Genomic DNA, 24,956 nt, shown 5'->3' with positions numbered 1-24,956 from the left:
GCACTTACGCTAGGGACAAACCGGTCTCCACTACAGATCCAGTTCTGCGCCCTCTGAGAGGACCAGTTGGTCGGTGATGAAGGCGGCAAGTCGGTTCAGCGCGGCGTCGATCTGGTCCAGAGTCACGGCACTGCAGGACAGGCGGAGCGCGTTGATCGGTGCATCGCCGTCGTAGAAGTGGCTCATCGGGGTCCACAGGACGCCGTACTCGTGGGCCGACTTCTCCAGGAGGGTGTCGTCGACCGGGAACGGGACGGTGACGACGACGAAGAAGCCGCCGGCGGGGACGGTCCAGGTGATTTCGCCGTTCGGGAAACGGGTGGCCAGGCCGTCGGTGATCGCCTGGAGGTTGGCCGCGTAGACCGCGCGCTCACGTCGGTTGGCCGCGACGAGGCTGCAGTCGTTGGCCAGCAACTTGCCCCCGACGACCGCCTGCGCAACCGGCGAGGTGTTCACCGTCAACATGCTCTTCAGCTTGGAAAGTTCGTCGGCGAGCACACCCGCACCAACCGTCTGATCCGCGACGACATACCCAACCCGCGCCCCCGGCAGACCGGTCTTCGCAAACGAGCCGAGGTAGATGACTCGTCGGGACATGTCGAGCGACTTCAACGTAGGGATGCGCTCATGACCCTCCGCCGGGAACAGCCCGTACGGGTTGTCCTCTAGGAGCAGGAGGTTCTCCCCAGCGGCCAGCTCGAGCAGCCGGCGGCGGGCCGACAAGTCCATGCTCAGCCCGGACGGATTGGCGAAGTCCGGCATCACATAGCACGCGCGCGGCCGCCGCCCCTCCGCACGGACCGACTTCAGCACAGTAGCCAGATCGTCCCCCTCCCCCACCGGCACCACGGGCAGGTCGACGAGCCGGGCCGCGCCGGTGATGCCGACGTACGTCGGGGAGATCGCGAGCAGCACGTCCTCAGGGCCGGCACGGAGCGCGCGCAACGTGAGGACCATCGCCTCCTGGCAGCCGACCGTGACGACAATTGCCTCCGGGTCGACCTGGATGTCCTCGTCGATCGCGAGATTGCGGGCGACCAGGTCCTGGATGATCCCCTTCGTCCGCCCGTACTGGAAGATCGTCCGCCGGACCGCGGCCTCGTCGTACCCCTGGTCCCGCAGGTACTGCGCGAACAGGTCGAGGTATCGGTGCAGATCCTCGAGCGCGAAGAACTCCTCGGTCGGCCGTCCGGCGGCGAGCGAGATCGCCTCCGGGTAGTGATGCGAGACCTCGTTGAGGAAGTTCATCGAGTTCAGCGCCCGGTCGGTGAGCGAGCCGTGCAGGTCACTCAGCTCGAGATCGGCCATGTCGCTCTCCCCACGCTCAGTTCCCGTACGGCGGCCAGGTCCGCGCACCCCGCCAGCAGCATCGCGTCCCGCACCTCCCGCCCGAGCAACGCCAGCGCCTCATCCACGGCGTCCACAGCAAGTGCCCACAGCAACGGTCGCCCGACGAGTACGCCGGAAGCACCCGACGCGAGCGCCTTCAGTACGTCGAGACCGCTCCGTACGCCGCTGTCCAGCAACACCCCGCAATCCTTGCCAACAGCATCGACAACCGGGCCCAAGGCATCGACCGACGCGATTGCGCCATCCAACTGGCGCCCTCCATGATTCGACACCACAACGCCGTCGGCACCCATCTCAACCGCTCGACGAGCATCTCGCGGATCCAGAATCCCCTTGATCACAAGGGGAATCGGGCACCGCGACCGCAACCATTCCAGGTCCCGCCACGACACGGCGGGCTCGAAGACGGACGCGGTGTGCGCGGCCACCGCCGACAGCCCCGGCACCGCGTCGTGCGCTTCTGTCACTTTGTCGACAAGGTTCTCCGGGGCAACATCCGGTGGCAGAGCGAACTCGTTGCGAATGTCCCGCAATCGGCGCCCCATCACCGGCACATCGACCGTCACCATCAACGCGCCGCAACCGGCGTCCACCGCCCGCTCGACCAAGCTGGTCACGACCCGGCGGTCCCGCAGCCAATAGAGCTGGAACCAGGACGGCGCGACACCAGCGATCTTCTCGAGCGGGACGCTGCTCAGCGTGCTGATGGTGTACGGAATGCCCGCGCGCGAGGCAGCTGCCGCCAGGTGCAGCTCGCCCTCAGGGTGCAGGAGCTTCTGGTATGCCATCGGGGCAACCGCGATCGGAAGCTCCCACCGCCTGCCGAGCACCGTCCAGGACGGGTTCGGCTTTGCCAAGCCGGTAAGGATGCGAGGGGTAAGCGTGATCGCGGAGAAGGCGGCGCGGTTGAGGCCCACCGTCTGCTCAGAACCGCTGCCGCCGGCAACGAAGTCGTACACAGCCGCGGGCAGAACGTCACGGGCGAGTGGTTCGTAGTCGGCGAGTGACTCAGCCATCCGTGAAGATCCTGCCCAACCAGGTCGACGCCTCACTCATCGCCTTCTTGCCGCCGTCGAGGATCCCGGACATTGCGAAGAAGCCGTGCACCATACCGTCGTACCTGCTGAGCGTGGTTGGTACGCCGGCAGCGTGGAGCTTCTCGGCGTAGTACTCACCCTCGTCGCGGAGCGGGTCGTACTCGGCGGTGATCACCAACGCCGGCGGCAGGTTCGCGTGCGACTCCGCGAGCAAAGGTGAGGCGAGTGGATTGGCGCCGTCTGCGGGGTCCTTGAGGTAGTGCTTCCAGTACCAGTTCACCGACGTGTTGTTGAAGAGGTACGGGTCGGTGCCGTTGCGCATCGAGATCGTGTCGGACCCGTAGAGCGTGTTCGGGTACACGAGCAACTGTCCCGCTATCGCAGGACCGTTGTTGTCGCGGGCAAGCAAGGTGACGGCCGCGGCAAGGTTGGCACCGGCACTGTCGCCCCCGACGACGAGGCGCGACGAGTCGTGCGCGGCGATCCATTTGACCGCTTCGTAGCAGTCGTGAACCGCGGTGGGGAACGGGTGTTCGGGCGCCAGCCGATACCCGACGGTGATGACCTGGCACGGTACGGCGTTCGCCAGCTTGCGGCTGATGCCGTCGGCGGTGTCGATGCTGCCGAGCGTCCACCCGCCGCCGAAGAAGTACACCAGCGTCGGCAGCGGACCCGTCAGGTCGGGGCGATAGACCCGTAGCGGCAGGCCGGCGTCGGTCGTGATGTCCTCGACGTGATGAACCGGCTCGACCTCACCACCCGCGGCCCGGATCGAGGCCAGGTCCGCCTCCCGAGCCTCGGCCAGCGTCTGGGTGTACAGCTGCGGTACGTCGTTCGCCTCGCGTTCGGCGCGCATCGCCTCGACCTGCGGGTCCAACGGCATCGGTTCACCCCAATCGGATCGGCATGGACGCATGTCCACGCAGCAGCAGGCTGTGACTGCGAACCGGCTCCCCCGCCAGCTCGACCTGCGGGAATCGCTGGAACAACTGACCGAACGCCGCCCGCCCTTCCATCCGGGCAAGCCCCGCGCCGACGCAGTAGAACGGACCCGCACCGAAGGACAGGTGCTGCAGATCCACCCGGTCCGGGTCGAACGTGTCGGCGTCCGGATGCTTGGCCGGATCCCGGTTCGCGGCGCCCGGCAGGATCAGCACCAGGCTGCCCTCGGCGATCGTCTCGCCGCCCAGTTCCAGATCGACCGATGCCTTCCGGCTGATCAGCTGGACCGAGCTCTGGTGCCGCAGGATCTCTTCCACGCAGTCGGCTGCCCTGGCCGGTTCGTTGCGCAGGGCATCGACCAGCGCCGGCTGGGCGAGCAGCAGCTCGAGTCCGTTCGTGAGCAGGTTCATCGTCGTCACGAAGCTGGCGTTGACCAGCACCAGCAGGTTGTCGATCAACTCCTGCTCGGCAAGCTCCGAGTCCACCAGCGAACTGACCAGATCGTCACGCGGCTGGACCCGACGGTCGGCGAGCATCCGTGCGTAATAGTCGTTCAGCTCGTCCGCGGCCTGGTTCGCCGCCGCCAATCGCTCCGGCGCCTTACCACCAAGGTCGAGGTAGTCGTCGATGGCCTTGGTGCGGTCCCGGAACCAGCCCAGATCCGACCGCGGGATGCCGAGGAACGTACCGATGACCGTGATCGGCAAGCGGTACGCGAAGTCGACGAAGTCGACTACCTGACCGTCCCGCCCGGCCTTCCCCAGGTCGTCGAGCAGCTCGGTGGCCAACGCCTCCACGACCGGTTCGAATCCGGTCAGCCGACGCGGCGTCAGTACGGCCTGGAACACCTTGCGCATCCGCAGATGCTCCGGCTCGTTCTTGAACATCATCGACCCGCCGAGCCGGCGCAGTACCGAGTCGCGAGGGTCGGGGTCGGCCGTCAGCAGCCGGTGGAATCGCGTGTCCTTCAAGGCTTCCTGCGCCGCGTCGTACCCGTTCACGACGACGGCGTACGGCGAGGTGCCCGGCTCGAGGCGGCAGACCGGACCGATCCGATGCAGCTCCGCGAAGAGCGGCATCGGATCGCGACGGCCCTGCTCGGAGCCGAGGGCGGCGAGAATCTCGTTCGCACTCCGAGCAGCCATGTCAACGCACCAGGTTCAGCGGGACCGAGGCCGCCATCAGCTGGTAGCCGGCGTCGTTCGGGTGGATGTGGTCACCCGAGTCGATGTCCGAACGCAGCTTCGACGGCGCTGCCGGGTCGCGCACGACCTTGTCGAAGTCGAGTACGCCGTCGAACTCGTGGCTCGATCGCAGGTAGCTGTTCACCGCCTGCCGGGTCGCCTCCTTGGCCGGCGTCCAGCTGTCCGTGCCGGAGAGCCCTTCGAACGGCGTGATCGTCGTGACCAGGCTGCGGATGCCGCGCTCCTTGGCCTGCGCGTTCACCTGCCGCAACGCGCCGATGATCTCGGCGGACGAGTCGTCGGACATCCAGATGTCGTTGATGCCGAGCTCGGTGATGACGGTACGTACGCCGGTCTGCGCGAACACGTCCTCGTTCAACCGGGCCAGCGAGTTCACGCCGACCTCGCCGAAGCCGGGGAACGCGCCGTTGTCGGACGGTTCGGTTCCCTCGTGGTTGAGCCGGCTGCCGGCCAGACCCGCGTTCAGCACACTCGGGAACGGCTTGTGCCCGGCCGATGCGGCCAGTCGCTCGGCGAGCTGGTCCGGCCAACGGTTGTTGGCGTTCGGCGTGCTGTTGGTGCCGTCGCTGATCGAGTCGCCGAGTACGACGATCGAGCCGGCCGAGTCGTCGGTCTGGACGTCGACGCCGGACAGGAAGAACCAGCAGCAGCGACGGGTCGTCGGGTAGTTCACACCGGTCGGGTCGCTGACCCGGTTGCCGGTGCCGACGAAGTTGTCCTGGATCGACGAACCGTGGAACGTCGTCGGGCCGGTGTTGTCCTGGAAGTACAGGCTGACGACAAGGTCGTCGAGGGTGCCGATCCGCAGGTTGACCGGGTCGCTCAGCAGCTCGCTGCCCTTGACCATCGACGCGCTACCCGATCCGTTGAACGTCAACGTGCGCAGGGTTGCCGGGTCGATGTCGGACAGCTCCGGCGTCGCCTTGTTGGGCTTGGCAACGGTCGCGGCCGCGACCGTCACGGTCTTCTCACCGTAGATGTTCGACAGCCGGACCCGGATCCGGTTGCCGCCGACGGTCGGACGGATGTTCAACCGGACGCTCTGGTCGGTCAGCCCGAGGTTGGTCGAGCCGGTGGCATCGCCGTGGGTGACCGCGGTCGCCCACGTACCGACCCACTCGGCGTCGTTGTGGCCGCTCAGACTCGAGCCGGCCAGGCTCGATCCGGCGAGAGTGAGGGCCGCGGTGACCGCAACCGCGCGCCAACTGCTGGAAATGGACATGAACTGACCTCCAGGCGGAATGGATGCGGACGGAACGTAATACGCCAGAAGGAATCCGGTCAATGAATCAGAATGCATTTCTTCCGGTCTTCGCGCAGGGGTTAGCGGACCGGTTCCGACCCCGAATCGCAGGGGTATTCCTTCACACCGCGCAGGTCGCCGATCGAGTAGAGTCAGAAGGGACGGCTGGGGGTGGCCGGAGCCTGAGGGGAACCAGACGAAAATGCCGCCTGAATTCGTCCTGCCCGGAAACAGTACCAATTACGTGGGCCGGGTCCTGCAGCTGTTCCAGGAATTCTCTGAACGCCCCGCGTTGGCACGCGGTGACCGCACCGCGACGTACGGTGAATTGATCGCCGACGTACTGCGTTTTGCCGCCGCCTTTCGCGATGCCGGCGTCCGTCCGGGCGGCAAGGTCCTGGTGATGGCGGCGAACTGCTTCGACGCCCCGGCGCTCCAACTAGCCCTGCACTTGCACGGTTGCCGGGTGTTGTGGAGCGCGCCGATCACCTCCCGCCGCGAGATCGATCGCTTCGCGGCGCTGGCCGACGCCGACCTGTTCGTGTACGACGATGCGAGCGAGCTCGGCCAGGAGTTGGCGGACTCGCTCGCGCCGATGCCGGCGTACCGGATCGCCGAGCTCAACGCGTCGACGCCGTACGAGATCGGCGCGACGCCCGCGCCGGATTCGGTGTTGCAGACCAGCGGGACGACCGGCGATCCGAAGCTCGTGCACCACACGCAGGCGTTCTACGAACAGATCCTCGAGCTGGCCGCGGCCTTTGTCGCACAGGGGTTCCCGATGCTCCGGCACTACTCGGGGTCACCGCTGTGGCTGGCGAGCGGGCAGATCACCACGTTCTTCAACCTGTTCACTGGTGGCGTGCTGTTCCTCACCGACACCTGGTCGCCGGAGGAGTTCTACCGGATCGTGCCGGCCGAGCGGATCACGTCGACGTACGTGACACCGCCGATGCTCTATGAATTGCTTGATTATCCGGATGGCGCAGAGGTCGACTGCAGCAGCCTGTTCATGTTCAACGTCGGCGCTGGCCCGGCGACGCCGGCGCGGTTGCGGCAGGGGATCGCGCGCTTCGGTCCGGTACTGCGGATTGTTTACGGGCTCAGCGAATGCGTCGTGGTGACGGCGCAACCCGGGCTGACCGAGGACATGCGCCTCGCGTCGGCGGGGACGCCGTACGGCGATGTCCGGATCGAGATCCGCGACGACGACGGGAAGATGCTGCCGCCGGGGCAGACCGGCGAGGTGTGGGTGCAGAGCAATCTGGTCTTCGCCGGTTATCTGAACCAGCCGGAGCTCACCGCGGAGACCCTCGTCGACGGTTGGCTCCGCACGCGAGACGTCGGGTACCTCGACGAGGGCGGCTATCTGTTCCTGGTCGATCGCGTACACGACATGATCGTCACCACCCGCCGCAACTGGGCGATCTTCTCCCGCCCGATCGAAGATGCGCTGAGCACGCACCCGTCGGTCAGCACGGCGGCGGTGATCGGCGTCCCCGACGCGGTCGTAGGCGAGGCAGTGCATGCGTTTGTGGTCACACGTTCGCATGTCTCGGCTGAGGAGTTGCAGGCGCTGGTGACCGACACGCTGAACGAGATGTGGTCACCGGAGACGATCGACTTCGTCGACGAGCTGCCGCTGACGAAGATCGCGAAGGTCGACAAGGTTGCCCTCCGCAAGCTCTACGCCGAACTGCACCCGCAGCCATGACACCCAGACGCGGTCTCGTCATCCTGTTCGTCGCGGACGTACTGTCCGCGATCGGCAGCCGGATCACCATGGTCGCGATCCCGTGGCTGGTGCTCGTCACCACCGGAAGCGCGGCCCGGATGGGTCTCGTCGCCGCGGTCGAGCTCGTGCCCTACATCATCGCGAGCATCATGGCCGGCCCGATCATCGACACCCTCGGACCTCGCCGTACGTCGATCCTCGCGAACCTCTCGAGCGCCGTCGCGGTGGCGGCGATCGCGGCCACCACCGGCCTCGGCTTTGCCGCCCTGCTGGTCCTCGTCGCCGTCGCCGGTGCACTCCGCGGTGCCGCCGACCGCGCGAAGGATCTGTTGGTACGTCCAATGGCCGAGGCAGCCAACGTCGAACTGATCCGGATCACGTCTCTGCACGAAGCCCTCGCCCGCGGCGCGACCCTGCTCGGCGCACCGCTCGGCGGTCTGCTGATCTTCTGGACCGACGCCGCAAGCGTGCTGTGGATCGACGCGGTGACCTTCGTGATCTGCGGTGTCCTGGTCGCCGCTTTCGTCCGCCCGCCCGAAGTCGTCGCGGACACCCGCCGCGACAAGTACTTCCGCTCGCTGGCCGAAGGGTTCTCGTTCGTACGCCGGGACGAACTGCTCGCGACGATGCTGATCACCACGTTCACGATCAACATCTTCGCCAGCGCAAGTACGGCGGTCTTCATCCCGGTCTGGGTCCGCGACGAACTCGGCTCGCCGGCCGGTCTCGGTCTCACGCTCGGCGCATTCTCCGCCGGCGCACTGCTCGGCAGCATCACGTTCGCCGTACTCGCCACCAAGGTGCCGCGCTACCTGACCTTCGCGATCGGAGCCTTCGTCGGCGGCAGTCCCCGGCTGCTCGTACTCGGCCTGAGCGACAACCTGGCCCTCGTCATGGTGGTCACCTTCCTCTCGGGCATCGGGATCGCCGCGATCAACCCCGTCTTCGGCGCCGCCCTCTATGAACACGTCCCGAAGCAGCTGCAGGCCCGCGTCATCGGTTTGGTGGCAGCGACGTCCTTCGCCGGTCTTCCGCTGGGTGCGCTGCTCGCGGGTGAGTTGGTCAGCGCACTCGGATTGACCCCGGCCTTGATCTGGTCCGGCATTGCCTGCCTGGTCGTCAGTGTGTTCCCCTTGGTCCGTCGTGGCCCTGGGAAGGTTCTCGACGCACCAAGCACAGTGGAGGCAACATGAACGAAGCCACTGACCCCTACTGCCTCCGCCCCGGCGAGAGCCTCGAGCTCCTCGCAGACCATCCGTGGCGGAGGTTCGTCGTCCTGGGCGACAGCGTCGTGCAGGGACTGTGCGAGCCGGTCGACGGCTACAGCGAACTCCAGTGGGCGGATCGCATCGCCGCCGAGCTCCGCGCCGTACGCCCCGATCTCGCCTACCTCAACCTCGGCGTCAGCGGACTGCGTACCCGCGAGATCCTCGCCACTCAGCTCGAGCCTGCCCTTGCCTTCGGCGCCGACCTCGCACTGGTCGTTGGCGGCGGCAACGATGCGTTCCCGGCGACGTACGACGCCGACCGGGTCGATCGCGAACTGACCCTGATGATCACCACGCTGCAGGGCGCCGGCGCGGAGGTGATGACGCTCGGCATGTTCGACATCTCGTACAGCCCGGCCGTCGCCGACTGGCTACGTCCGGGCCTCAGGCAACGAATGCGTACTCTCTCCGACCGGACAGCCGCGATGGCCGATCAGCTCGGCACGATCCACGTCCAGCTCACCGACCACCCGTTGTCGACCGACCCGAGTCTCTACAGCAGCGACGGTCGCCACGGCAACGCGCGGAGCGATGCCGTCGCGACCGCCGAGACGCTCCGAGCGATCGGGCGCCGACTCAAGGCATCAGCAGCAGACCGCTCGTCAGCGCGCCCTGGCCAACGTTGACCACCGGGCCGGCGCCCGGAACCGTGAAGCGGAGATAGGCGCCGGCCGGAATGCCTGCGAACAGGTACGGCGCAACGCAGAACGGCACGTCTGCCTCGTGGATCTCCTCGGACTCGAGGTGCACGAACTGCATGGTGAGTCGATCGACCTCGATGTGCTGCTGGACGATGTACCCGCCCTCGCTCAGCGCTTCCTCGACCGCGTTCGCCCAGGTTGCCGCGTCGACCTCGGGCCCGACGACCACGCCGACGCCGCCGTACGATCCGTTCGGCTTGAGCACCCACTCGCGCTGCTCGGCGAGGACTCGCTCACGCAGGACCGCCGACAGAATCTCTGTCCGCGGCACGTGCTGGCGGACGACCTCCGCGTCCGCCGGGTCCAACTCGTAGAGGTCGCTCCACAGCCAGGCCAGGATCGTCTTGCTCGCCAGCAACCAGCTCGCGGTCGCGGTGAACATCCGCACCGACCGGCTCGCGACCGCAGTCCCCAACGCATCCAAGCCGTCGCTCGGCTTCATGCCTTGCGGGACGAACATCCGCAGTACGGCGTCGATCGGACCGTCGTCGACGCAGAGCCGGCCGTCGTCGTCCAACGTGAGCCACTCGACCGGGTAAACCCGCATGTCGAGGCCTAGCTCCCGGCCGCGCTCGCTGAACGATTCGAGCAGCTTGATCATCGCGAGCCCGTCCTGCGAACCTGGATAGGTCCCGCCCGTGGTGAAGACCATCGCCAACCGGTCCTCACCGGTCAGTTGCAACGCCGACCGCACGGCCTCGTACCGCGCGTCGACGGCCGACGCCGGCGCCTGCAGCCCCAGCTCGTCCAGCATCGGGTCGCCCGCGTAGGCATCGAGGAACCGACGAGCAACGCCGTCCGAGTCGTGCGCCCCACCGAGCGCACTGTCGATGTTCGCCTCCACGACGTACGGCGTACCGTCGCTGAGCAGGATGTCCGCGCGAACCCCACCGAGCAGGTCCTCGGTCAACGGCAGATCCTCGTCCAGCAGATCGATGTACCCGACCGGCATCCCGAGCGCCCGCCGCAACTCCCCCGCAGTACCGGCACGCCGCTGACACGCTGCCAGGATCAGCCGAGCGATGGTTGCCGATATCCCCGTCATCGAGTCGTAGGTCGCCGCAGACATGATCGGCGGCCGCAGCGGCCGCCACTCCTTGTTGTGCGTCGCCACCCCTTCGTACACCTCGCGCCACGCGGCTGTCCCCCGCCGCACCAGCGCCGTACGGGTTGCTTCAGGCAACTGTTGCCACACATCACTCATTTGTCCTCCAGTACGGCGTTGATCGCGGCAACAAGCTGGTCCCGGCCGGGCTGGATCGCCCGGTCGAGGGCGAGTGCGAACGGCAGGACTGCGCCGTTCGGGCGGGTCACCCGGCGGGGCGCGGCGTCCAGGGTGAAGCGTTCGGCGGCGACGGCAAGGATCTCGGCGGCGAATCCGCTGGTGCGGTTCGAGTCGTCGATCACCACGAGGCGGCGAGTCTTCGCGACCGACGCGGCCAAGCCGTCGACGTCGAGCGGGTAGACGGTCCTCGGGTCGAAGATCTCGACGGAGATGCCCATCCCGGAGAGTTCGTCCGCGACCGCCAGCGCATCGTGAACCAGGTGGCCGAGGGCGACCACCGTGACATCGGTTCCGGATCGCGCCACTCGCCCAGTACCGACTGGGATGGGTGCCAGCGTGGTGAAGTCGACGTCGTCACGGACGCCCAGGGCGGCAGATGGAGCGAAGAACACGACCGGGTCGTCGTCTCGGATCGCCGATACGAGCAGACCGTAGGCGTCGGTCGGCGTCGCTGGGACGACGGTCTTCACGCCGACGTGGGCGAGGAGTGTGTAGGGGTGATCCGAATGCTGGCCGGCCCAGCCGGTCCGGGAGCCTGACCCGGTGACGACGTACGTCACGGGGACTTTGCACTGGCCGCCGGTCATCAGGGAGAACTTGTGCGCCTGGTTCGCGATCTGCTCGAAGACCAGGAACAACAGCGACGGGATCTGGAACTCGATCACCGGGCGCATCCCGGCCAGTGCGGCGCCGGTCGCGAAGTTCGTGAACGCTTGTTCCGACAGTGGAGTGTCGAGCACGCGGTCGGGGCCGAAGCGGGACAGCAGGCCCGCGGTCAGGTTCGACGCGGCGACCCGGATGTCCTCGCCGAGCAGGAACACCGACGGGTCGGCATCGAGGGAGTCGGCGAGGGCGCGGTTCATCGCCTTCAGGTAGGAGAGCTTCGGCATTAGGGCCTCACCGCGTACAGGTACTTGAGCGCGTCGGCCGGATCCGGATGCGGACTGCCCAGCGCGAACTCGGTCGCCGCGTCGAGGACCGCCTCGATCTCGTCGTCGACCTCGGCCCGTTCGCGTTCGGACAGCCGAGCGCCCTGGATCTCGACCGGATCCCGCGACCGACCGGAAGCGAGCTGATCCGCCGAGCGGTAGTCGAGCCGGGCGCGATGCTCGAACGTGTGGTGTGCGTCGAAGCGATAGGTGAGGCACTCCAGGAACATCGGGCCCTTGCCAGACCGAGCCCGCGCGACGGCCGCAGTAGTTGCCTTGAGCACCGTCTCCGGGTCCTGACCGTCGATGGTGAACGCCGGCATCCCGAACGCCCGCGCCCGACCCGTGATGCTGCCCGCCACCGCCGACTCGACCGGCATCGTGGTCGCGTAGCCGTTGTTCTCACAGACGAAGATCACCGGAATCCGCCACAGCGCGGCGAGGTTGAAAGCCTCCAACAACATCCCTTCGTTCATCGCGCCGTCGCCGAAGAACGTGACCGCGACCGTGTCCCGCCCTTGCCGCCGGTGCGCCCAGGCGGCACCGGTCGCGATCGACCCGGCCGCCCCGACGATCGCGTTCGCGCCGAGGATGCCGAGGCTGAAGTCGGCCGCATGCATCGAGCCGCCTCGACCTTTGTTCAGCCCGGTCTCCCGCCCCATCAGCTCAGCCAGCAACCGGCCGGGGTCGACACCGCGAGCAAGCACGTGGCCGTGTCCGCGGTGCGTGCTGGTGATCACGTCGGCCGGGGTCAACGCTGCACAGACGGCCGCGGCGATCGCCTCCTGGCCGACGTACGGATGAATGCCACCGACGATCTCCCCGGACCGCACGAACTCGATCGCCCGTTCCTCGAACCTGCGGATCAGCCGCACGGTCCGGTAGAGATCGACGGTGCTCATGTGGTCAGGCCTTCACAGCCGCGAGGATCGCGTCCCACAGGCGGGCGCGGGCGGCAAGGGCGTTGTTGATGGTGTCCGCGCAGGCGTCCCACTTGGCCTGGTCGTCGCCGCACAGGTCGGTGACCATCTGCATCGCCATCGGGGTGTGCTGCTCACCGTCCACCTCGATGTGCCGTTCCAGATAGTCGACGAAGGTGTTGAGCCGGTTCGACCGCTCGTTCACCGCGACGACCTGCTGGAACATGTCCGGGATCAGGTCCTCCCGCCCGAACGCGAACGCCGCCGCCTGGCAGTGGATCGGCGCGTTCTCGATGATGTCCCAGGTGGTGCCGGCGAAGTCGATCGACGCCTGCGGTACGTCGGCAGCCTTCAGCGAGTCGACCACCGAACCGCCGCCGCGCAGCAGGTCGATCAGGTGGTTGATCGCCGAGGTGTCCGCGCCGGCCTCGACCATGCCGTTCACGTACAGCTCGAAGTGGCTGATGAACCCGTCGCCGAGTTCGTCGCTCTCCTCGACCATCACGATGTCGTTGATCAGCCGCCGGCTGCTGCTGTGCGAGGTCGGGATCCACGGCACCGTGACGCAGGTGAGTTCGCGCTGCAGCGACTTGAGCAGCGACATGAAGTCCCAGACCGCGAACACGTGATGCTCCATGAAGGTCACCAGCGCCTCGTGCGTGTCCAGGTTCGCGTACAGCGGGTGCTGGACGACCTTGTCACGGGCCTCGCTGACTGCCTTCTCCAACTGCTCGATGCCGGGGTGCGTCTGACCCCAGTCGTAACGGGACATGTCCTGATCTCCTAGCGGTCGGCCCAGAGCGTTGGGCAGTAGTCGGGGTCCGCGTAGTCCGGGTGGCCGTTGGGTGTACGGCGTACCAGGACGTCGTGGTTGTAGGCGGCAAGAGTTCCGTCGCTGAGCGGGAACTCGCGGTACGTGTTGGCGCCGTCCTGCAGGTGCAGGGAGACCGCCCGGCGCGGGCGGTCGCTGACGTTGGCGCCGCTGCCGTGGTACGTGCGGCAGTGGTGGAAGTTCATGTGACCGCGCGGGATCGTGATCGGCACCCTGGTCACCTCGGCGCCGTTGTACGCCGCGTTCTCGGCCAGCATCTGATCGAGCTGCGATCGGTCCCGCTCGGCGAAATGGCGTACGACGGTGTCGTCGGAGCCGATCTCCTGCCAGCGGTGGCTGCCGTCGACCATCGTGATCGTGCCCATCTCCGGCGGGCAGTCGTGGAACGGGATGAACGCGGTGAGCATCCGGTCCGACGACGAGGACGACCAGTAGTGCTTGTCGAAGTGCCAGGGCACGATGTTCGACGGCTCACCCGAGATCGGCGGCTTGTAGATCAGCGTCGACTGGAAGATCCGGATCTCGTCGGTCTGCGCGAGCCGGGCCGCGACCGCGCCGATCAGCGGTTTGCGGAGGATCTTGGCCAGACCGTCGTGCTCGTAGTGCACGTAGTCGTTGTGACGCTGGACGTCGCCCTTCGACGGGTCCCAGTACGCCAGCTTCGGCGGCGCGAGCGGCAGGGCGCGGTCGCGCTCGCCGGCGTAGTACCGCTCGCTGGCGTTCACCAGCTCGTCGGTCTCGTCGTCGGTCAGCAACTTCTTGGACAGGTACCAACCGTGCTCGTTGTAGAAGGCAACGTCTTCGTCGGTGGGGAGGAGCTCGATCTCCTCTTCGGACAACTTGAACTCCAAGGTCATGAGATCCCCTCGAGCTCGCGTTCCTTCGCCTCGTACAGGGCCTTGATGTTGCCGCTGCCGAACGTCATCGCGCCGCGGCGCTCGATGATCTCCAGGAACAGCGTGCGGCGGACGTGCATCGACTCGGTGAAGATCTGCAGGAGCTGACCCCAGTGGTCCCGGTCGACCAGGATGCCGAGCTTCTCCAGGTCCTCGATCGGCGTCTCGACCTCGCCGACCCGTTCCGGCAACGCCTTGTAGTACGTCGACGGCGAGGCGAGGAAGTTGACGCCTCGACCGGCCAGCGTGCTGACCGCCTCGACGATGTTGCTGGTACGCAAGGCGATGTGCTGTACGCCGGCGCCCGCATGCCAGCTGAGGAAGTCGTTGATCTGGCCGGGCCGACGGTTCGGATCCGGCTCGATCAGCGTGAACGTCACGTGTTTCGACGGGCTCTGGACGACGGTCGATTCCATCCCCTGCCCCGCGACCTCGATGAACTCCTCGAAGATCGGCAGGAATCCGAAGACCTTCTCGTAGAACTCCACCGTCGGCTTCAGCTGTCCCGACGGAACGCAGATCGCCAGGTGGTCGATCTCGCTGAACAGCTTTTCGTCCGGCCCGCCGGCCGGCTCGGTGATCTGGATCGCACCCGGCAGGAACTCGTGCCGCGGCCCGCGTCGTTCGACCAATCGGTGGATGACGTCGCCGAACCCACCGACCTCGGCGATGACCACAGTGGTCTCTTGGTCCGTGTAGATCACCGGCGCGGCGACGGATTCGGCGCCCCGGGCAAGCAATTCGGTGTAGGCGCCGGCCGCGTTGTCGACCTCCAGGCCGACCACGGCGACTCCGTCTCCGTGCCGCTGGACGTACGACGCGGCCGGGTGGTCGGCGACGAGCCCGGACGTCAGCACGATCTGTACCGCGTCCTCGCGCAGCAGCAGCGAGCGTTGTCCGGGCAGACCGGTCTCGGGACCGCCTTGGCCGTGTATCTGCAGCCCGAACGCGTGCCCGAGGTAGAACGCCGCCTGCCGAGCGTCGCCCACGTACAGCTCGACGTGGTCGATCCCGTAGATCTCCATTTACGCCTTCCCCTCACTGTTGATATCGCGCCTGTCCGGCGTACTGGCGGCGCCGAGGAGCAGGCTGACGTTCTGACCGCCGAAGCCGAACGAGTTCGACAACGCGTACTCGAGCCGGACGTCGCGGGGTTCCTTCCGGACGTGGTCCAGCGGGCAAGCCGGATCCGGGTCCTCCAAGTGGTACGTCGGAGGCAGCAGCCCGGTCGTGATCGCGCCGACCGCGGCGATCGCCTCGACCACCCCGGAGGTGCCGAGCATGTGCCCGGTCAACGCCTTGGTCGAGCTGACCGCCGGCTGATGCCCACCGAAGGCCTTGCCGATAGCAACAGACTCGGCTACGTCCCCGAGCTTCGTGCTGGTCCCGTGTGCGTTGACATAACCAACCTGCTCAGGCCTCACGCGCCCGCTCGCCATCGCGAGCCGCATGCACGCCGCGGCGCCGAGGCCGTCCGGACGAGGAGCAGTCGGATGATGCGCATCCGAGTTCACTCCGTATCCCGCAACGTCCGCATACCCTCGCGCTCCCCGCGCGGCCGCATGCTCCGTCCGCTCCAGCACCAGGAGAGCGGCACCCTCACTCAGCACAAACCCGTTCCGCCGCATGTCGAACGGTCGACTCGCCTCAGCCGGGTTCTCCCACCCACGCGCCAGCGCCCGCGCATTGGCGAAGGTCTCCGCAAAGGTCGGGAACAACGGCGCCTCGCTGGCCCCGCACACCACCACGTCGGCCTCACCCGAGCGGATCAGCCGTACGGCGTCCGCAATCGCCTGCGCCCCGGAAGCACACGCCGTACCAACCGACGACGTATATCCACGGATCCCGTGGCGGATGGCGACCCGGGCGGCCGGCATGTTCGGGAGGATGCCCGTGAGGAGGTACGGGCTGACGGCGGCCCGGCCGCGTTCGGCGCGGGACAGGACCTGTTGCTCGAGGGTCGCCATACCGCCGACTCCGCCGATGATCACGCCGATGCGATCGGGGTCGACGTTGTCGCCGACCACCAGGCCCGCGTCGGCGAGCGCGTCCGCCGCGACGAGTTGGGCGAGGATGACGGTGCGGTCCATCACCTTCCCGTCCGGCCCCTTGACGAGGTCGCCGGCGTCGAAGTGCGGCAGGATCCCCGCCAGCTCGATCGAGTTGGCGATCGGATGGTCCGCGGGTGGTCTGACGATGCCGGATCGCCCGTACAGCAAGGCGTCGTACGCCTCGGGGGCGCTTCGGCCGACCGGTGTCATCAGGCCGATCCCCGTGATGGTGGCGTTCATGAGCGAGCCTCCCGCAGGGCGACCTTGCGGACCTTGCCGGTCACCGTCACCGGAACGTCGCCCGTGCCGACCACGGTGACGTTGCGAAGAATCGCGGCGACCTCATCCCCGACGGCTGCCTTCACGTCGGCGGTGCGATCGCGGTCGAGTGCATCCGCGGAGAGTTCGAGGAGTACGTCGGCGACGTACCGGCCGTTGTCCGGGGTGATGATCACCGTGCAGTCGTCGACCTCGGGGAGGGCCGCGAGGATGCGTTCCTCGGACATCGACGTGAAGAGCTGCGGGCCTTCGAAACCGGCGACCGCATCCGGTACGCGATCGAGGTGGAAGTAGTGGCCGGTGTCGTCGCGGTACACCAGGTCGCCGGTGAGGAACCAGCCGTTCAGCCGGAAGCGGTACGTCGTGTTCGAGTCGTTCCAATAGCCCGGTGACACGGTCGGCGAGCGGAAGCCGAGCAGACCGACCTTGCCGGGCGGCAGTTCCTCGCCGGTCGAGCTGAGTACGGTCGCGCGGGCGAACTCGTACGGCTTGCCGATGCAGCGGCCGTAGTGGTCGCTGTCGATCGTGTGCGTGATGTGGAAGCCGTTGTGGCCCATCTCGCTGGACCCGAGGCCGTCGATGAAGTGGCTGCCGTGGACGGTCTGTCTGCCCTCCCGGGTGACGGTCTCACGGGTGCCGACGGCAACGAGTTTGCGGATATGCGGTTCGTGCGCGCAGTCGCCGGTGTTGAACCACATCCGGACCGAGTCGAGGTCGTGCCGGCTCAGGTCCTCGCGAGCGAGTCCGGCCCAGGTCACCGCGAATCCGTAGACAGCGTGGGGTTTCCAGCGCTCGATGTTCTCCAGGACGTACGGCGCGTCCTGGCTCGAGAGCAGCAGCATCTCGGCGCGGTTGCCCAGCACCTGGTTGACCATCAGGATCGTCGCGGTGTGCGGGATCGGCAGCGCGTTGAGGATCCTGTCGGTGCCCTGTGCCTGCGGCATCGTCAGGAGGTGCTTGAGGGCGGCGTACAAGGTCGTGTGGGTGTGCAGCACAGCCTTCGGTACGCCGGTGGTGCCGCTGGTGTGCGTGATCACGACCGAATCGTCGGCGTGGTGCTGGTAATGCTGCGGCGCTTTGGCCGGGTCGCCCTGGCCGAGGTCTCGCGGCTCAGCGAGTACGTCGGTCTCGAGCAGCGGGCGGTGCTGGGCATCGGCGAGGACGGCCGTCACGCGTAGGCGGCGGATGTACTCGTCGGCGATCGGCGGGGCCATCTTGCCGTTGAGGAGCGCGGGGATGGCGCCGATGCGGGTGAGGGCCAAGAAGCTCAGCACGATGTCTTGCGCTTCGGTGGCCCAGATCGCGACCACGTCGCGGCGGGTGATGCCGTGTTCGTGCAGCCACGCCGTACGGGCTTGAACGCGTTCGTCGAGTTCGCCGAGGGTCAGTGGATGTTCGGCCGGGAAGTGGTCGACGGGGGTGTCGAAGGTCAGGCCGGGGCCGTTCGGGTCGGCGCCGTACTTGAGCACTGTTGCGAGGACGTTGCCGGTGCCGATGGCCGGGTCCGCGGCCAACTTGGCTCTCAGGCTCTTCATACCGGGTCTCCACTCACCATCCGGGCGAACGCGTGATCGGCGTCCACCTCCACGATCAACACGCGCTCGGCATCACCGTCGTCGAGCAGCAAGGCGGCCTCCTCGAGCCCGCCCTCGGTCACACACACCACCGGGCCGCGTAGCTCCCACTTCGCCGCGATCCATCCGGCGATGCTGTTCGGCACCGACTGGAAGAAGTACAGCGGGCCAATGCGCTTGCCCTCAGCAACTGCTTGTTCGACATGCTCCGCGCTGACGCGATCACCGTCGCCCACGAGCACGATCCCCGTCAGCGCTTCGGCATCCACCTGATTCAGACACCGCTCGGCCGCCGCAACCACCATCGGGTTGAACGCCGACCCCACGAACCCCGGCACTCCCGGCGGCTCCCCGCCGTCCCAACGCCCCTCGGCCAACGTCTTCATCCGGCCCGCACCACCAATGCCGTATTGGCTCCGCCGAACGCCGAGTTGAGCGACATCGCGTACGGCGAGGTCACCAGCCGCGGCGCATCCAGAATCAGATCAACCGCACACGCAGGATCCGCCTCCAGGAACCCGGCATTAACCGGCAACTTCCCCTGCCGAAGCGCAGCCACCGTCACCACAAACTCCACCAACCCGGACGCCTCCAACGCATGCCCATGCAATCCCTTGGTGGAAGACACAGCCGGACCGGTGAGCTGTTTCAGCGCGGCGGCTTCGGAGGTGTCGGCGTAGGTGGTGCCGGTGGCGTTGGCGTTGATGTAGGTGATGGCTTCGGGTGGGAGGTTGGCTTTGCGGAGGGCTGAGTTGATGGCGGTGGCCAGGCCTCGGCCGTCGGGAGCTGGTTGGACGGGGTGGTAGGCGTCGCCGGAGCGGGCGCAGCTGACCAGCTCGGCCAGGCCTTCGCCGGCCTGCAGGACAACCGCGGCTACGCCGTCGCCCAGCAACGTGCCGGTGCGGTGCAACGAGAACGGTCGGAGAGCGCCGTCGGTCGACAACGCTCGGCCTGCGTCGAAGAGGGCGAATTGATAGGGCTCGACGAGGTACGCGGCTGCTACGACTACGCGGTCTACGCGACCCAGGCGGATGAGCGTGGCGGCGTCGGCGAGTGCCGTGGTGGCGGAGACGCAGGCTGAGGTGTAGGTCCGGAGTTGGCCGAAGTCGCGGGTCGGCGGCGTGTGCAGGGCGAGCAGGAGCGGTGTCGTGCTGCGGTCGACACCGGCCTGCAGGCAAACGTCGGCGATCGCTTGGTCGAGTTCTTCGTCGAGCGTGCCGGCATCCGCGGCGATCGCGGCCTGGTGCGTACGACGGTTGCTCGTGTCGAAGCGCGTGACCTCGGCGAAGGCCGGCGTACCCGACAACTGCGCTGCAGGACCACGACCCAGGGCAGTCATGATCGACATGCCGGTCACGGCGACCGGACGCGGTTCAGACATGGCTGGTCAGCACTTCGCGGAGTACGGCGACCGCGTCGTCGATCGTGCTCATGCGTTCGAGCTGGTCGTCGTCGAGCGCGACGCCGTACCGCTGCTCGACCTGATGGACCAGCCAGGCCAGCTCCATCGAGTCGAGGCGTTCGGCGTCCGGCGGGCGCGGGCCGACGCCGGCCAGCCAGTCGAGGATCTCGGCCCGCCCGGGCGGGGGTGGGGTCGAGGTCATCAGACCTGCTGAGCTACCCGGCCGGCCACCTCGGCGGTGAACTCACCGACCGTCATCAACGCCAACTGCTCGGACTCGTCATCGGAGAACCTGACCCCGAACCGGTCCTCGACCCGCACCGACAGGTCCGCCAGCGCCAGCGATTCCAGGTCCACCCCGGCCGGGCCGAGCGTGGTGTCGTCGTCGATCCCTTCGGTGTCGTAGTTCATGTCCTGCAGCTGCGCGATGACGAATGCGCGAACCTCGTCCTTCATCGGGATACCCTTCTTTCGGTGGGCGGTTCTGTACATGTCTGGTTGGCGCCGGCCGGCGCCGAGCCACGCGCGGCGGCTCACGCACTGCTGCTCGACCTCGCCGGCACGCTCATCCCGGATCCGCAGCTCAGCCACGGTCCGGCGGGCCGGCCTGAGGTCCCGGGGCTGGCGGTGAGCCTCAGCCACACCCACCACCTCGTGGTGGTCGCTGCCTCGACGGACGGTCCGATCGGTGTCGACCTCGAGGAGGTCCAGCCCCGCCAGGTGCAGGAGCTGGCCGACCGTTGGTTCGCACCGGCGGAGCTGGCCTGGATGTCGACTCAGCCCGACGGGTTCCTGCGGTTGTGGACAGCCAAGGAGGCAGTCGGGAAGGCGCTCGGGCGTGGGTTGCGAGGGTCCGGGTTGCGACGGGTGATGCCGCTCGGCGGTGGCGTGGTCGAGTCGGAACCGGAGCTGCTGGTGACGTACGTGCCGTGGCCGGGCGCGGTGCTTGCCCTTGCGGCGCCGGTCGGGCTGACGGAGATCGTCGTACATCAGGAGACCGCTTTGCGCAGCGCGGACAGGTCGCGGACCAGCTTGCCCGTCGTTGTCCGAGGCAACTGATTGAGCAGGTGCACGGTGCGGGGACGCTTGTACGTCGCCAGCTGCTGGGCCAACTCCGCCTCGAGATCCACCAACGACCGCGGCTGGTTCAGCTGCACATATGCCGTGATCGCGCCGTCGAACGCGACCACCGCCGCCTCGACCCCGCGCAACGACGCGAGCGCTGCCTCGACCTCCGTCAGGTCGACTTTCAACCCGCCGACCGACACCTGCGAATCCAGCCGGCCCTTGATGCTCACCAGCCCCGTCTCCGGATCCACGACCCCGGCGTCCCGCGTATGCAGCCAGCCGTCGGCCCAGCGGGTCGGGTCGGACAGCCCGAGGTACGGCGACTCCGCGCGCGCCACCTGGAGTTCGCCGTCGACGGCGCGGACCGAGATCCCCGGCGCGGGCCGGATCGCCGGACGGTGCTGGCCGTACAGGTCGGTGCCGATCACCCCGACCTCGGTCATCCCGTACATGTTCCCGAGCGGTACGCCGTACTTCTCCTCGAACGCCCGCGACACCGCCACCTGCACCAGCTCCCCACCCGTGGTCATCCGCTTGAACTGCGGCAACCACGGCGGATCCTGCACCGACGCGAGCAACCCGATGTGGAACGGCACCCCGAGCACCGTCGCCGGCGTCGTCGCAGCGCCGATCGCCTGCACGATCGCGTCCCCGGTGAGGCGCGCCGGCGGTTGCAGCTCGACGCCTGCATGCAGCCCGTAGAGCAGCCCGCCGACCAGACCAAGGACGTGGACCATCGACGGCAGCAGGATCAGCCGCTCACCACGTTGCGGTACGCCGTCGATCTGCGTGTACCGCAGTACCTCCGCGACCAGGTCGTCCGCAGTACGGCCGATCACCTTCGACGGGCCGGTCGATCCCGAGCTCAGCTGTACGACGGCGTGCGCGGTGCCGGCCGGGTGACCGGAGTAGCTCGCCACGTCCGTGTCCACGTCGACGAACGTCCGCAGACCGGACTGCACCGGCCGCTCCGGCGACACGACGACCTGGGGTACCAAACGTTCGATCGCGCGGCGTACCTCGTAGTCGGTCAGCCGGTGGTCGAGCAGGATCGCCTGCCCGCCGCCGCGCCAGATCGCCAGCAAATGCGTCACGAACGCCATCGACGGCGGCAACCGCAACGCCACCGCACCACCTGGCCGGAAACCGGACTGTGCCAATTCCGTTTGCCGTTCGAGAACCAAACGGCGTAAATTCAAACGATCAATAGGATCGGCCAGCCGGAAACAAACCTCGTCATCCGGCCCGGCCAGCAGGATATCGTCGACCCACTCTGCCCCCTGCGTGGTTCCAGGCACCACGACAGCACCATCGGTCATCCGAGCTCCAAAGTTCTTTACACACAAAGGATTCGAAGACCAGCGCCCCCACCAAGGCCTGGCGATGACGCGACGATACGACACGATCACACAAAAGCGCCATGAAAGAGCGGCTCCTAAAAGCCCTCGATCGAGTCATTCGGATTCGCGAAATGGAAACCGCCATAAATGGCTGGCCCGGTTAGAAATCCAGTCGCCCACCTCGACTCGACGCAGGGTTCTCCCGCGCCGCGCGGGCCGGATCCCCAGGCACCTGCGCGTCACCGACACTTGACCCACCGTGCGCGCGTGGGTAACTTTCGCGTCGCGGGGGAGTATCTGTAATTCAATTACCTTGGCGATCGCCCCTGCCCGCCCGCACAGAGTTGGTGACCCCCATGGAACTGACCCGCCGTCAGACCCTCGGACTCGCGGCGGCGACCGTCGCCGGGACGACGGTCGCTGCCACGACGAGCGCCGATGCCACCCCGGACCGCTGGGTCCGCGACACGATGCGCCGGATGACGCTCGAGCAGAAGGTCGGCCAGCTGTTCGTCTGCTACGCCTACGGCCCGGCCGCCGACACCGCCGATGCCCGCAACACCAGCCTGTACGGCGTGGCCACGCCGGCCGAGGTGGTCGCGAAGTACAACCTCGGCGGCGTCATCTACTTCACCTGGACCGACTCGACGAAGGACCCGCAGCAGATCGCCCGCCTGTCGAACGGCCTGCAGCAGGCGTCGCTCACCAACACGGGCATCCCGCTGCAGATCGGCACCGACCAGGAGCACGGCTCGGTCGTCCGGGTCGGGCCGCCCGCGACCCAGTTCCCCGGCGGGATGGCGCTCGGCGCGACCCGCTCAGCGGCGTACGCGCGCTCTGCCGGTGCGATCGCGGGGCGCGAGCTGAAGACGCTCGGGATCACCACCGACTTCGCCCCCGACGCCGATGTCAACGTGAACCCGCTGAACCCGGTGATCGGGGTCCGCTCGGTCTCCTCCGACCCGTCGCTGGTCGCCGTGCTCGTCGCCGCGCAGGTGAAGGGCTACCAGCGCGACGGCCGGGTGGTCTCGACCGCGAAGCACTTCCCCGGCCACGGCGACACCGCGACCGACAGCCACACCGGCATCCCGGTGATCGGTCACACCCGCGACGAGTGGACCCGGATCGACCTGCCGCCGTTCCAGGCCGCGATCCGGGCCGGCATCCAGTCGATCATGACCGCGCACATCGTCGTACCGGCGCTCGACCCGTCCGGCGATCCGGCGACGCTGAGCCGGCCGATCCTGACCGGGATCCTGCGCGAGCAGCTCCGGTTCGACGGCGTCGTGATCACCGACTCGCTCGGGATGCAGGGCGTCCGGGACAAGTACGGCGATGCCGAGATCCCGCTCCGGGCGATCGAGGCCGGCGTCGACCAGCTGCTGATGCCGGTCGATCCCGGACTCGCATACAACTCGGTCCTCGACGCGGTCCGCGGCGGCCGGATCAGCGAGGCCCGGATCGACGAGAGCGTCGCGCGCATCCTCACGCTGAAGCACGAGACCGGTCTGGTCGACCACCCGTACGTCGACCTCGCGCGCGTCGCGAAGATCGTCGGTACGCCGGCCAACTACGCCGAGGCCCAGCGCATCGCGGACCGCAGTACGACGCTCCTCCGCGACGACGCCAACCTCCTGCCGCTCTCCCCCGCACCGCGGACGATCCTCGTCGCCGGCTACAGCCCCGCGAACCTGGCAACCGCGCTGCAGTCCCGCGGCGCGACCACGATCGTGAAAGACACCGGCACGACGCCGACCGACGCCAAGATCGCCGACACCGTGGCTGCGGTCGCGGATCTCACGGTGGTCCTGACCAACAAGGCGTGGGACACCGAGGTCACGGACAAGCAGGCCAAACAGCAGAAGCTCGTCAACGCGCTCCTCGCCACAGGCCGCCCCGTGATCGTCGTCCCGGTCCGCGACCCGTACGACGTCGCGTACTTCGACCCCGCGCCGACGACGCTCGTCACCTACGGCAGCACGGCGCCGTCGATGGAAGCGCTGGCCAAGGTCCTGTACGGCGAGATCGCGCCGACCGGCAAGCTCCCGGTCGAGATCCCGACCAAGGCCGACCCGACCGTGGCCATGCACCCGTTCGGCCACGGGCTCACCTTCGACCCGAAGCAGACCCGGCTGACCGTTGCCTCATACAACATTCATGCCGGAGCCGGTGAGGACAACGTCTTCGACCTCGACCGCACCGCCCAGGCCCTGAAGGCACTCGACGCGGACGTGATTGGGCTGCAGGAGGTCGACATCCACTGGGATGCCCGCAGCCAGTGGCTGGACACGCTCTCCGAGCTCGCGACCAAGCTGGGCATGCACTCGGCGTTCGCGCCGATCTACGACTTCGACCCGCCGGCCGCCGGTCAGCCGAGACGTCAGTACGGCGTCGGGCTGCTCTCCCGCTTCCCGCTGATCCGCACCGAGAACCACCCGATCACGCGGCTGTCGACCCAGGACCCCAACCCTGTCCCCGCTCCGGCCCCCGGGTTCCTCGAAGCAGAACTCGAGATCCGCGGCCGTCGCCTCCACGTCTACTGCACGCACCTGGACTACCGGGCTGATCCGGCCGTCCGCCAACTCCAGGTGGCGGACACGGTGAAGATCCTTGCCCAGGACCGCAAGAAGGACCTGCAGGTCCTCGTGGGTGACTTCAATGCTCAGGCCGATGCGCCTGAGCTGGCCGGGTTATGGACGCGCTTGACCGATTCCTGGACCGCCGCCGGTTCGACCGTCGGCGGGCCCTTCACCTACCCGGCGGTCTCACCCAACAAGCGGATCGACTTCGTCACAGTCGGTACTAACCTGAATGTGCTGCGTGCCGAGGTGCCTGCCGAGCAGGCCGCCAGTGACCACCGTCCGATGATTGCCGACCTCTCGTTCCGTCCCTGAGGAGA

23 protein-coding genes are annotated in these 24,956 nt (G+C 67.6%); 5 read left to right on the top strand and 18 right to left on the bottom strand.

Translation table 11 applies throughout. The features are described from left to right. Positions 1-30: 30 nt before the first annotated feature. The 5 genes from ACFWUU_RS20650 to ACFWUU_RS20630 are packed head-to-tail and all read right to left on the bottom strand — an operon-like array spanning position 31 to position 5,756. The gene (locus ACFWUU_RS20650) at positions 31-1,308 is read right to left on the bottom strand and encodes a PLP-dependent aminotransferase family protein (protein WP_380177315.1); all 1,278 of its coding nucleotides are present in this window, start codon (positions 1,306-1,308) and stop codon (positions 31-33) included. After that, positions 1,290-2,366: an alpha-hydroxy acid oxidase gene (locus tag ACFWUU_RS20645; protein ID WP_380177314.1), complete on the bottom strand. Its 1,077-nt coding sequence runs from the start codon at positions 2,364-2,366 to the stop codon at positions 1,290-1,292. The genes ACFWUU_RS20650 and ACFWUU_RS20645 overlap by 19 nt, the downstream gene beginning before the upstream one ends. Further along, positions 2,359-3,270 carry an alpha/beta hydrolase gene (locus ACFWUU_RS20640; protein WP_380177313.1) on the bottom strand — a complete coding sequence of 304 codons (912 nt, stop codon included), beginning with the start codon at positions 3,268-3,270 and terminating at the stop codon, positions 2,359-2,361. The genes ACFWUU_RS20645 and ACFWUU_RS20640 overlap by 8 nt, the downstream gene beginning before the upstream one ends. A gap of 4 nt (positions 3,271-3,274) precedes the next feature. Next, positions 3,275-4,474, bottom strand: a complete 1,200-nt coding sequence (locus ACFWUU_RS20635; protein WP_380177312.1) for a cytochrome P450 — start codon at positions 4,472-4,474, stop codon at positions 3,275-3,277. 1 nt (position 4,475) lies between these two features. Beyond that, complete coding sequence (locus ACFWUU_RS20630) at positions 4,476-5,756, bottom strand: SGNH/GDSL hydrolase family protein (protein ID WP_380177311.1); 1,281 nt, start codon at positions 5,754-5,756, stop codon at positions 4,476-4,478. A 223-nt stretch (positions 5,757-5,979) separates the two neighbouring features. Here ACFWUU_RS20630 and ACFWUU_RS20625 point away from each other — a divergent pair, with 223 nt between their 5' ends. From ACFWUU_RS20625 to ACFWUU_RS20615, 3 genes are read left to right on the top strand one after another with little or no spacing between them, the layout of a single operon-like run. Further along, positions 5,980-7,491 carry a class I adenylate-forming enzyme family protein gene (locus ACFWUU_RS20625; protein ID WP_380177310.1) on the top strand — a complete coding sequence of 504 codons (1,512 nt, stop codon included), beginning with the start codon at positions 5,980-5,982 and terminating at the stop codon, positions 7,489-7,491. Continuing rightward, entirely contained in the window at positions 7,488-8,705 is a 1,218-nt protein-coding gene (locus ACFWUU_RS20620; RefSeq protein WP_380177309.1) for an MFS transporter, read from the top strand. The genes ACFWUU_RS20625 and ACFWUU_RS20620 overlap by 4 nt, the downstream gene beginning before the upstream one ends. Beyond that, positions 8,702-9,406 (top strand): SGNH/GDSL hydrolase family protein, encoded by a 705-nt coding sequence (locus ACFWUU_RS20615; RefSeq protein ID WP_380177308.1) that lies wholly within the window; start codon positions 8,702-8,704, stop codon positions 9,404-9,406. Before ACFWUU_RS20620 ends, ACFWUU_RS20615 begins: the two co-directional genes overlap by 4 nt. Here ACFWUU_RS20615 and ACFWUU_RS20610 read toward each other — a convergent pair. The 12 genes from ACFWUU_RS20610 to ACFWUU_RS20555 are packed head-to-tail and all read right to left on the bottom strand — an operon-like array spanning position 9,357 to position 20,105. After that, on the bottom strand, positions 9,357-10,685 hold the full coding sequence (locus ACFWUU_RS20610; protein WP_380177307.1) for a hypothetical protein: 1,329 nt from the start codon (positions 10,683-10,685) through the stop codon (positions 9,357-9,359). The two genes, ACFWUU_RS20615 and ACFWUU_RS20610, sit on opposite strands and share 50 nt — an antisense overlap. Next, on the bottom strand, positions 10,682-11,656 hold the full coding sequence (locus ACFWUU_RS20605; protein WP_380177306.1) for an alpha-ketoacid dehydrogenase subunit beta: 975 nt from the start codon (positions 11,654-11,656) through the stop codon (positions 10,682-10,684). Before ACFWUU_RS20605 ends, ACFWUU_RS20610 begins: the two co-directional genes overlap by 4 nt. Then, complete coding sequence (locus ACFWUU_RS20600) at positions 11,656-12,597, bottom strand: thiamine pyrophosphate-dependent dehydrogenase E1 component subunit alpha (RefSeq protein ID WP_380177305.1); 942 nt, start codon at positions 12,595-12,597, stop codon at positions 11,656-11,658. Before ACFWUU_RS20600 ends, ACFWUU_RS20605 begins: the two co-directional genes overlap by 1 nt. A gap of 4 nt (positions 12,598-12,601) precedes the next feature. Then, positions 12,602-13,387 (bottom strand): DUF3050 domain-containing protein, encoded by a 786-nt coding sequence (locus ACFWUU_RS20595; protein WP_137258695.1) that lies wholly within the window; start codon positions 13,385-13,387, stop codon positions 12,602-12,604. An 11-nt stretch (positions 13,388-13,398) separates the two neighbouring features. Further along, the gene (locus ACFWUU_RS20590; protein ID WP_380177304.1) at positions 13,399-14,304 is read right to left on the bottom strand and encodes a phytanoyl-CoA dioxygenase family protein; all 906 of its coding nucleotides are present in this window, start codon (positions 14,302-14,304) and stop codon (positions 13,399-13,401) included. Beyond that, complete coding sequence (gene hppD / locus ACFWUU_RS20585) at positions 14,301-15,368, bottom strand: 4-hydroxyphenylpyruvate dioxygenase (RefSeq protein WP_137258693.1); 1,068 nt, start codon at positions 15,366-15,368, stop codon at positions 14,301-14,303. The genes ACFWUU_RS20590 and hppD overlap by 4 nt, the downstream gene beginning before the upstream one ends. Beyond that, on the bottom strand, positions 15,369-16,634 hold the full coding sequence (locus ACFWUU_RS20580) for a beta-ketoacyl-[acyl-carrier-protein] synthase family protein (RefSeq protein WP_380177303.1): 1,266 nt from the start codon (positions 16,632-16,634) through the stop codon (positions 15,369-15,371). Beyond that, complete coding sequence (locus tag ACFWUU_RS20575; RefSeq protein WP_380177302.1) at positions 16,631-18,208, bottom strand: class I adenylate-forming enzyme family protein; 1,578 nt, start codon at positions 18,206-18,208, stop codon at positions 16,631-16,633. The genes ACFWUU_RS20580 and ACFWUU_RS20575 overlap by 4 nt, the downstream gene beginning before the upstream one ends. Continuing rightward, a complete protein-coding gene (locus ACFWUU_RS20570) occupies positions 18,205-18,633 on the bottom strand; it encodes a hypothetical protein (RefSeq protein WP_380177301.1) in 429 nt (142 codons plus the stop codon). The genes ACFWUU_RS20575 and ACFWUU_RS20570 overlap by 4 nt, the downstream gene beginning before the upstream one ends. Further along, positions 18,630-19,628 (bottom strand): beta-ketoacyl-[acyl-carrier-protein] synthase family protein, encoded by a 999-nt coding sequence (locus ACFWUU_RS20565; RefSeq protein ID WP_380177300.1) that lies wholly within the window; start codon positions 19,626-19,628, stop codon positions 18,630-18,632. Before ACFWUU_RS20565 ends, ACFWUU_RS20570 begins: the two co-directional genes overlap by 4 nt. Beyond that, entirely contained in the window at positions 19,621-19,851 is a 231-nt protein-coding gene (locus tag ACFWUU_RS20560; protein ID WP_137258688.1) for an acyl carrier protein, read from the bottom strand. The genes ACFWUU_RS20565 and ACFWUU_RS20560 overlap by 8 nt, the downstream gene beginning before the upstream one ends. Next, positions 19,851-20,105: an acyl carrier protein gene (locus ACFWUU_RS20555; RefSeq protein ID WP_328526176.1), complete on the bottom strand. Its 255-nt coding sequence runs from the start codon at positions 20,103-20,105 to the stop codon at positions 19,851-19,853. Before ACFWUU_RS20555 ends, ACFWUU_RS20560 begins: the two co-directional genes overlap by 1 nt. 18 nt (positions 20,106-20,123) lie before the next feature. Between ACFWUU_RS20555 and ACFWUU_RS20550 the strand changes: the two genes are divergently transcribed. Further along, positions 20,124-20,708, top strand: coding sequence for a 4'-phosphopantetheinyl transferase family protein (locus tag ACFWUU_RS20550; RefSeq protein WP_380177299.1), 585 nt, complete (start codon positions 20,124-20,126; stop codon positions 20,706-20,708). Here ACFWUU_RS20550 and ACFWUU_RS20545 read toward each other — a convergent pair. Continuing rightward, entirely contained in the window at positions 20,639-22,036 is a 1,398-nt protein-coding gene (locus ACFWUU_RS20545) for a class I adenylate-forming enzyme family protein (RefSeq protein WP_380177298.1), read from the bottom strand. The two genes, ACFWUU_RS20550 and ACFWUU_RS20545, sit on opposite strands and share 70 nt — an antisense overlap. A gap of 377 nt (positions 22,037-22,413) precedes the next feature. Here ACFWUU_RS20545 and ACFWUU_RS20540 point away from each other — a divergent pair, with 377 nt between their 5' ends. Next, the gene (locus ACFWUU_RS20540; protein ID WP_380177297.1) at positions 22,414-24,951 is read left to right on the top strand and encodes a glycoside hydrolase family 3 N-terminal domain-containing protein; all 2,538 of its coding nucleotides are present in this window, start codon (positions 22,414-22,416) and stop codon (positions 24,949-24,951) included. The last annotated feature ends 5 nt before the right edge of the window (positions 24,952-24,956 follow it).

Source organism: Kribbella sp. NPDC058693 (genome assembly GCF_042715335.1).
Taxonomy (GTDB): Bacteria; Actinomycetota; Actinomycetes; order Propionibacteriales; family Kribbellaceae; genus Kribbella; species Kribbella jiaozuonensis.
The sequence above is the reverse complement of the archived record's forward strand: the minus strand, read 5'-3'. Positions and strand labels throughout refer to the sequence as shown.

What these genes read in the sequence shown, in the direction of transcription:
- ACFWUU_RS20650 (WP_380177315.1), bottom strand. Translation starts at nt 1,308, where the DNA reads ATGGCCGATCTCGAGCTGAGTGACCTGCACGGCTCGCTCACCGACCGG.
- ACFWUU_RS20645 (WP_380177314.1), bottom strand. Translation starts at nt 2,366, where the DNA reads ATGGCTGAGTCACTCGCCGACTACGAACCACTCGCCCGTGACGTTCTG.
- ACFWUU_RS20640 (WP_380177313.1), bottom strand. Translation starts at nt 3,270, where the DNA reads ATGCCGTTGGACCCGCAGGTCGAGGCGATGCGCGCCGAACGCGAGGCG.
- ACFWUU_RS20635 (WP_380177312.1), bottom strand. Translation starts at nt 4,474, where the DNA reads ATGGCTGCTCGGAGTGCGAACGAGATTCTCGCCGCCCTCGGCTCCGAG.
- ACFWUU_RS20630 (WP_380177311.1), bottom strand. Translation starts at nt 5,756, where the DNA reads ATGTCCATTTCCAGCAGTTGGCGCGCGGTTGCGGTCACCGCGGCCCTC.
- ACFWUU_RS20625 (WP_380177310.1), top strand. Translation starts at nt 5,980, where the DNA reads ATGCCGCCTGAATTCGTCCTGCCCGGAAACAGTACCAATTACGTGGGC.
- ACFWUU_RS20620 (WP_380177309.1), top strand. Translation starts at nt 7,488, where the DNA reads ATGACACCCAGACGCGGTCTCGTCATCCTGTTCGTCGCGGACGTACTG.
- ACFWUU_RS20615 (WP_380177308.1), top strand. Translation starts at nt 8,702, where the DNA reads ATGAACGAAGCCACTGACCCCTACTGCCTCCGCCCCGGCGAGAGCCTC.
- ACFWUU_RS20610 (WP_380177307.1), bottom strand. Translation starts at nt 10,685, where the DNA reads ATGAGTGATGTGTGGCAACAGTTGCCTGAAGCAACCCGTACGGCGCTG.
- ACFWUU_RS20605 (WP_380177306.1), bottom strand. Translation starts at nt 11,656, where the DNA reads ATGCCGAAGCTCTCCTACCTGAAGGCGATGAACCGCGCCCTCGCCGAC.
- ACFWUU_RS20600 (WP_380177305.1), bottom strand. Translation starts at nt 12,597, where the DNA reads ATGAGCACCGTCGATCTCTACCGGACCGTGCGGCTGATCCGCAGGTTC.
- ACFWUU_RS20595 (WP_137258695.1), bottom strand. Translation starts at nt 13,387, where the DNA reads ATGTCCCGTTACGACTGGGGTCAGACGCACCCCGGCATCGAGCAGTTG.
- ACFWUU_RS20590 (WP_380177304.1), bottom strand. Translation starts at nt 14,304, where the DNA reads ATGACCTTGGAGTTCAAGTTGTCCGAAGAGGAGATCGAGCTCCTCCCC.
- hppD (WP_137258693.1), bottom strand. Translation starts at nt 15,368, where the DNA reads ATGGAGATCTACGGGATCGACCACGTCGAGCTGTACGTGGGCGACGCT.
- ACFWUU_RS20580 (WP_380177303.1), bottom strand. Translation starts at nt 16,634, where the DNA reads ATGAACGCCACCATCACGGGGATCGGCCTGATGACACCGGTCGGCCGA.
- ACFWUU_RS20575 (WP_380177302.1), bottom strand. Translation starts at nt 18,208, where the DNA reads ATGAAGAGCCTGAGAGCCAAGTTGGCCGCGGACCCGGCCATCGGCACC.
- ACFWUU_RS20570 (WP_380177301.1), bottom strand. Translation starts at nt 18,633, where the DNA reads ATGAAGACGTTGGCCGAGGGGCGTTGGGACGGCGGGGAGCCGCCGGGA.
- ACFWUU_RS20565 (WP_380177300.1), bottom strand. Translation starts at nt 19,628, where the DNA reads ATGTCTGAACCGCGTCCGGTCGCCGTGACCGGCATGTCGATCATGACT.
- ACFWUU_RS20560 (WP_137258688.1), bottom strand. Translation starts at nt 19,851, where the DNA reads ATGACCTCGACCCCACCCCCGCCCGGGCGGGCCGAGATCCTCGACTGG.
- ACFWUU_RS20555 (WP_328526176.1), bottom strand. Translation starts at nt 20,105, where the DNA reads ATGAAGGACGAGGTTCGCGCATTCGTCATCGCGCAGCTGCAGGACATG.
- ACFWUU_RS20545 (WP_380177298.1), bottom strand. Translation starts at nt 22,036, where the DNA reads ATGACCGATGGTGCTGTCGTGGTGCCTGGAACCACGCAGGGGGCAGAG.
- ACFWUU_RS20540 (WP_380177297.1), top strand. Translation starts at nt 22,414, where the DNA reads ATGGAACTGACCCGCCGTCAGACCCTCGGACTCGCGGCGGCGACCGTC.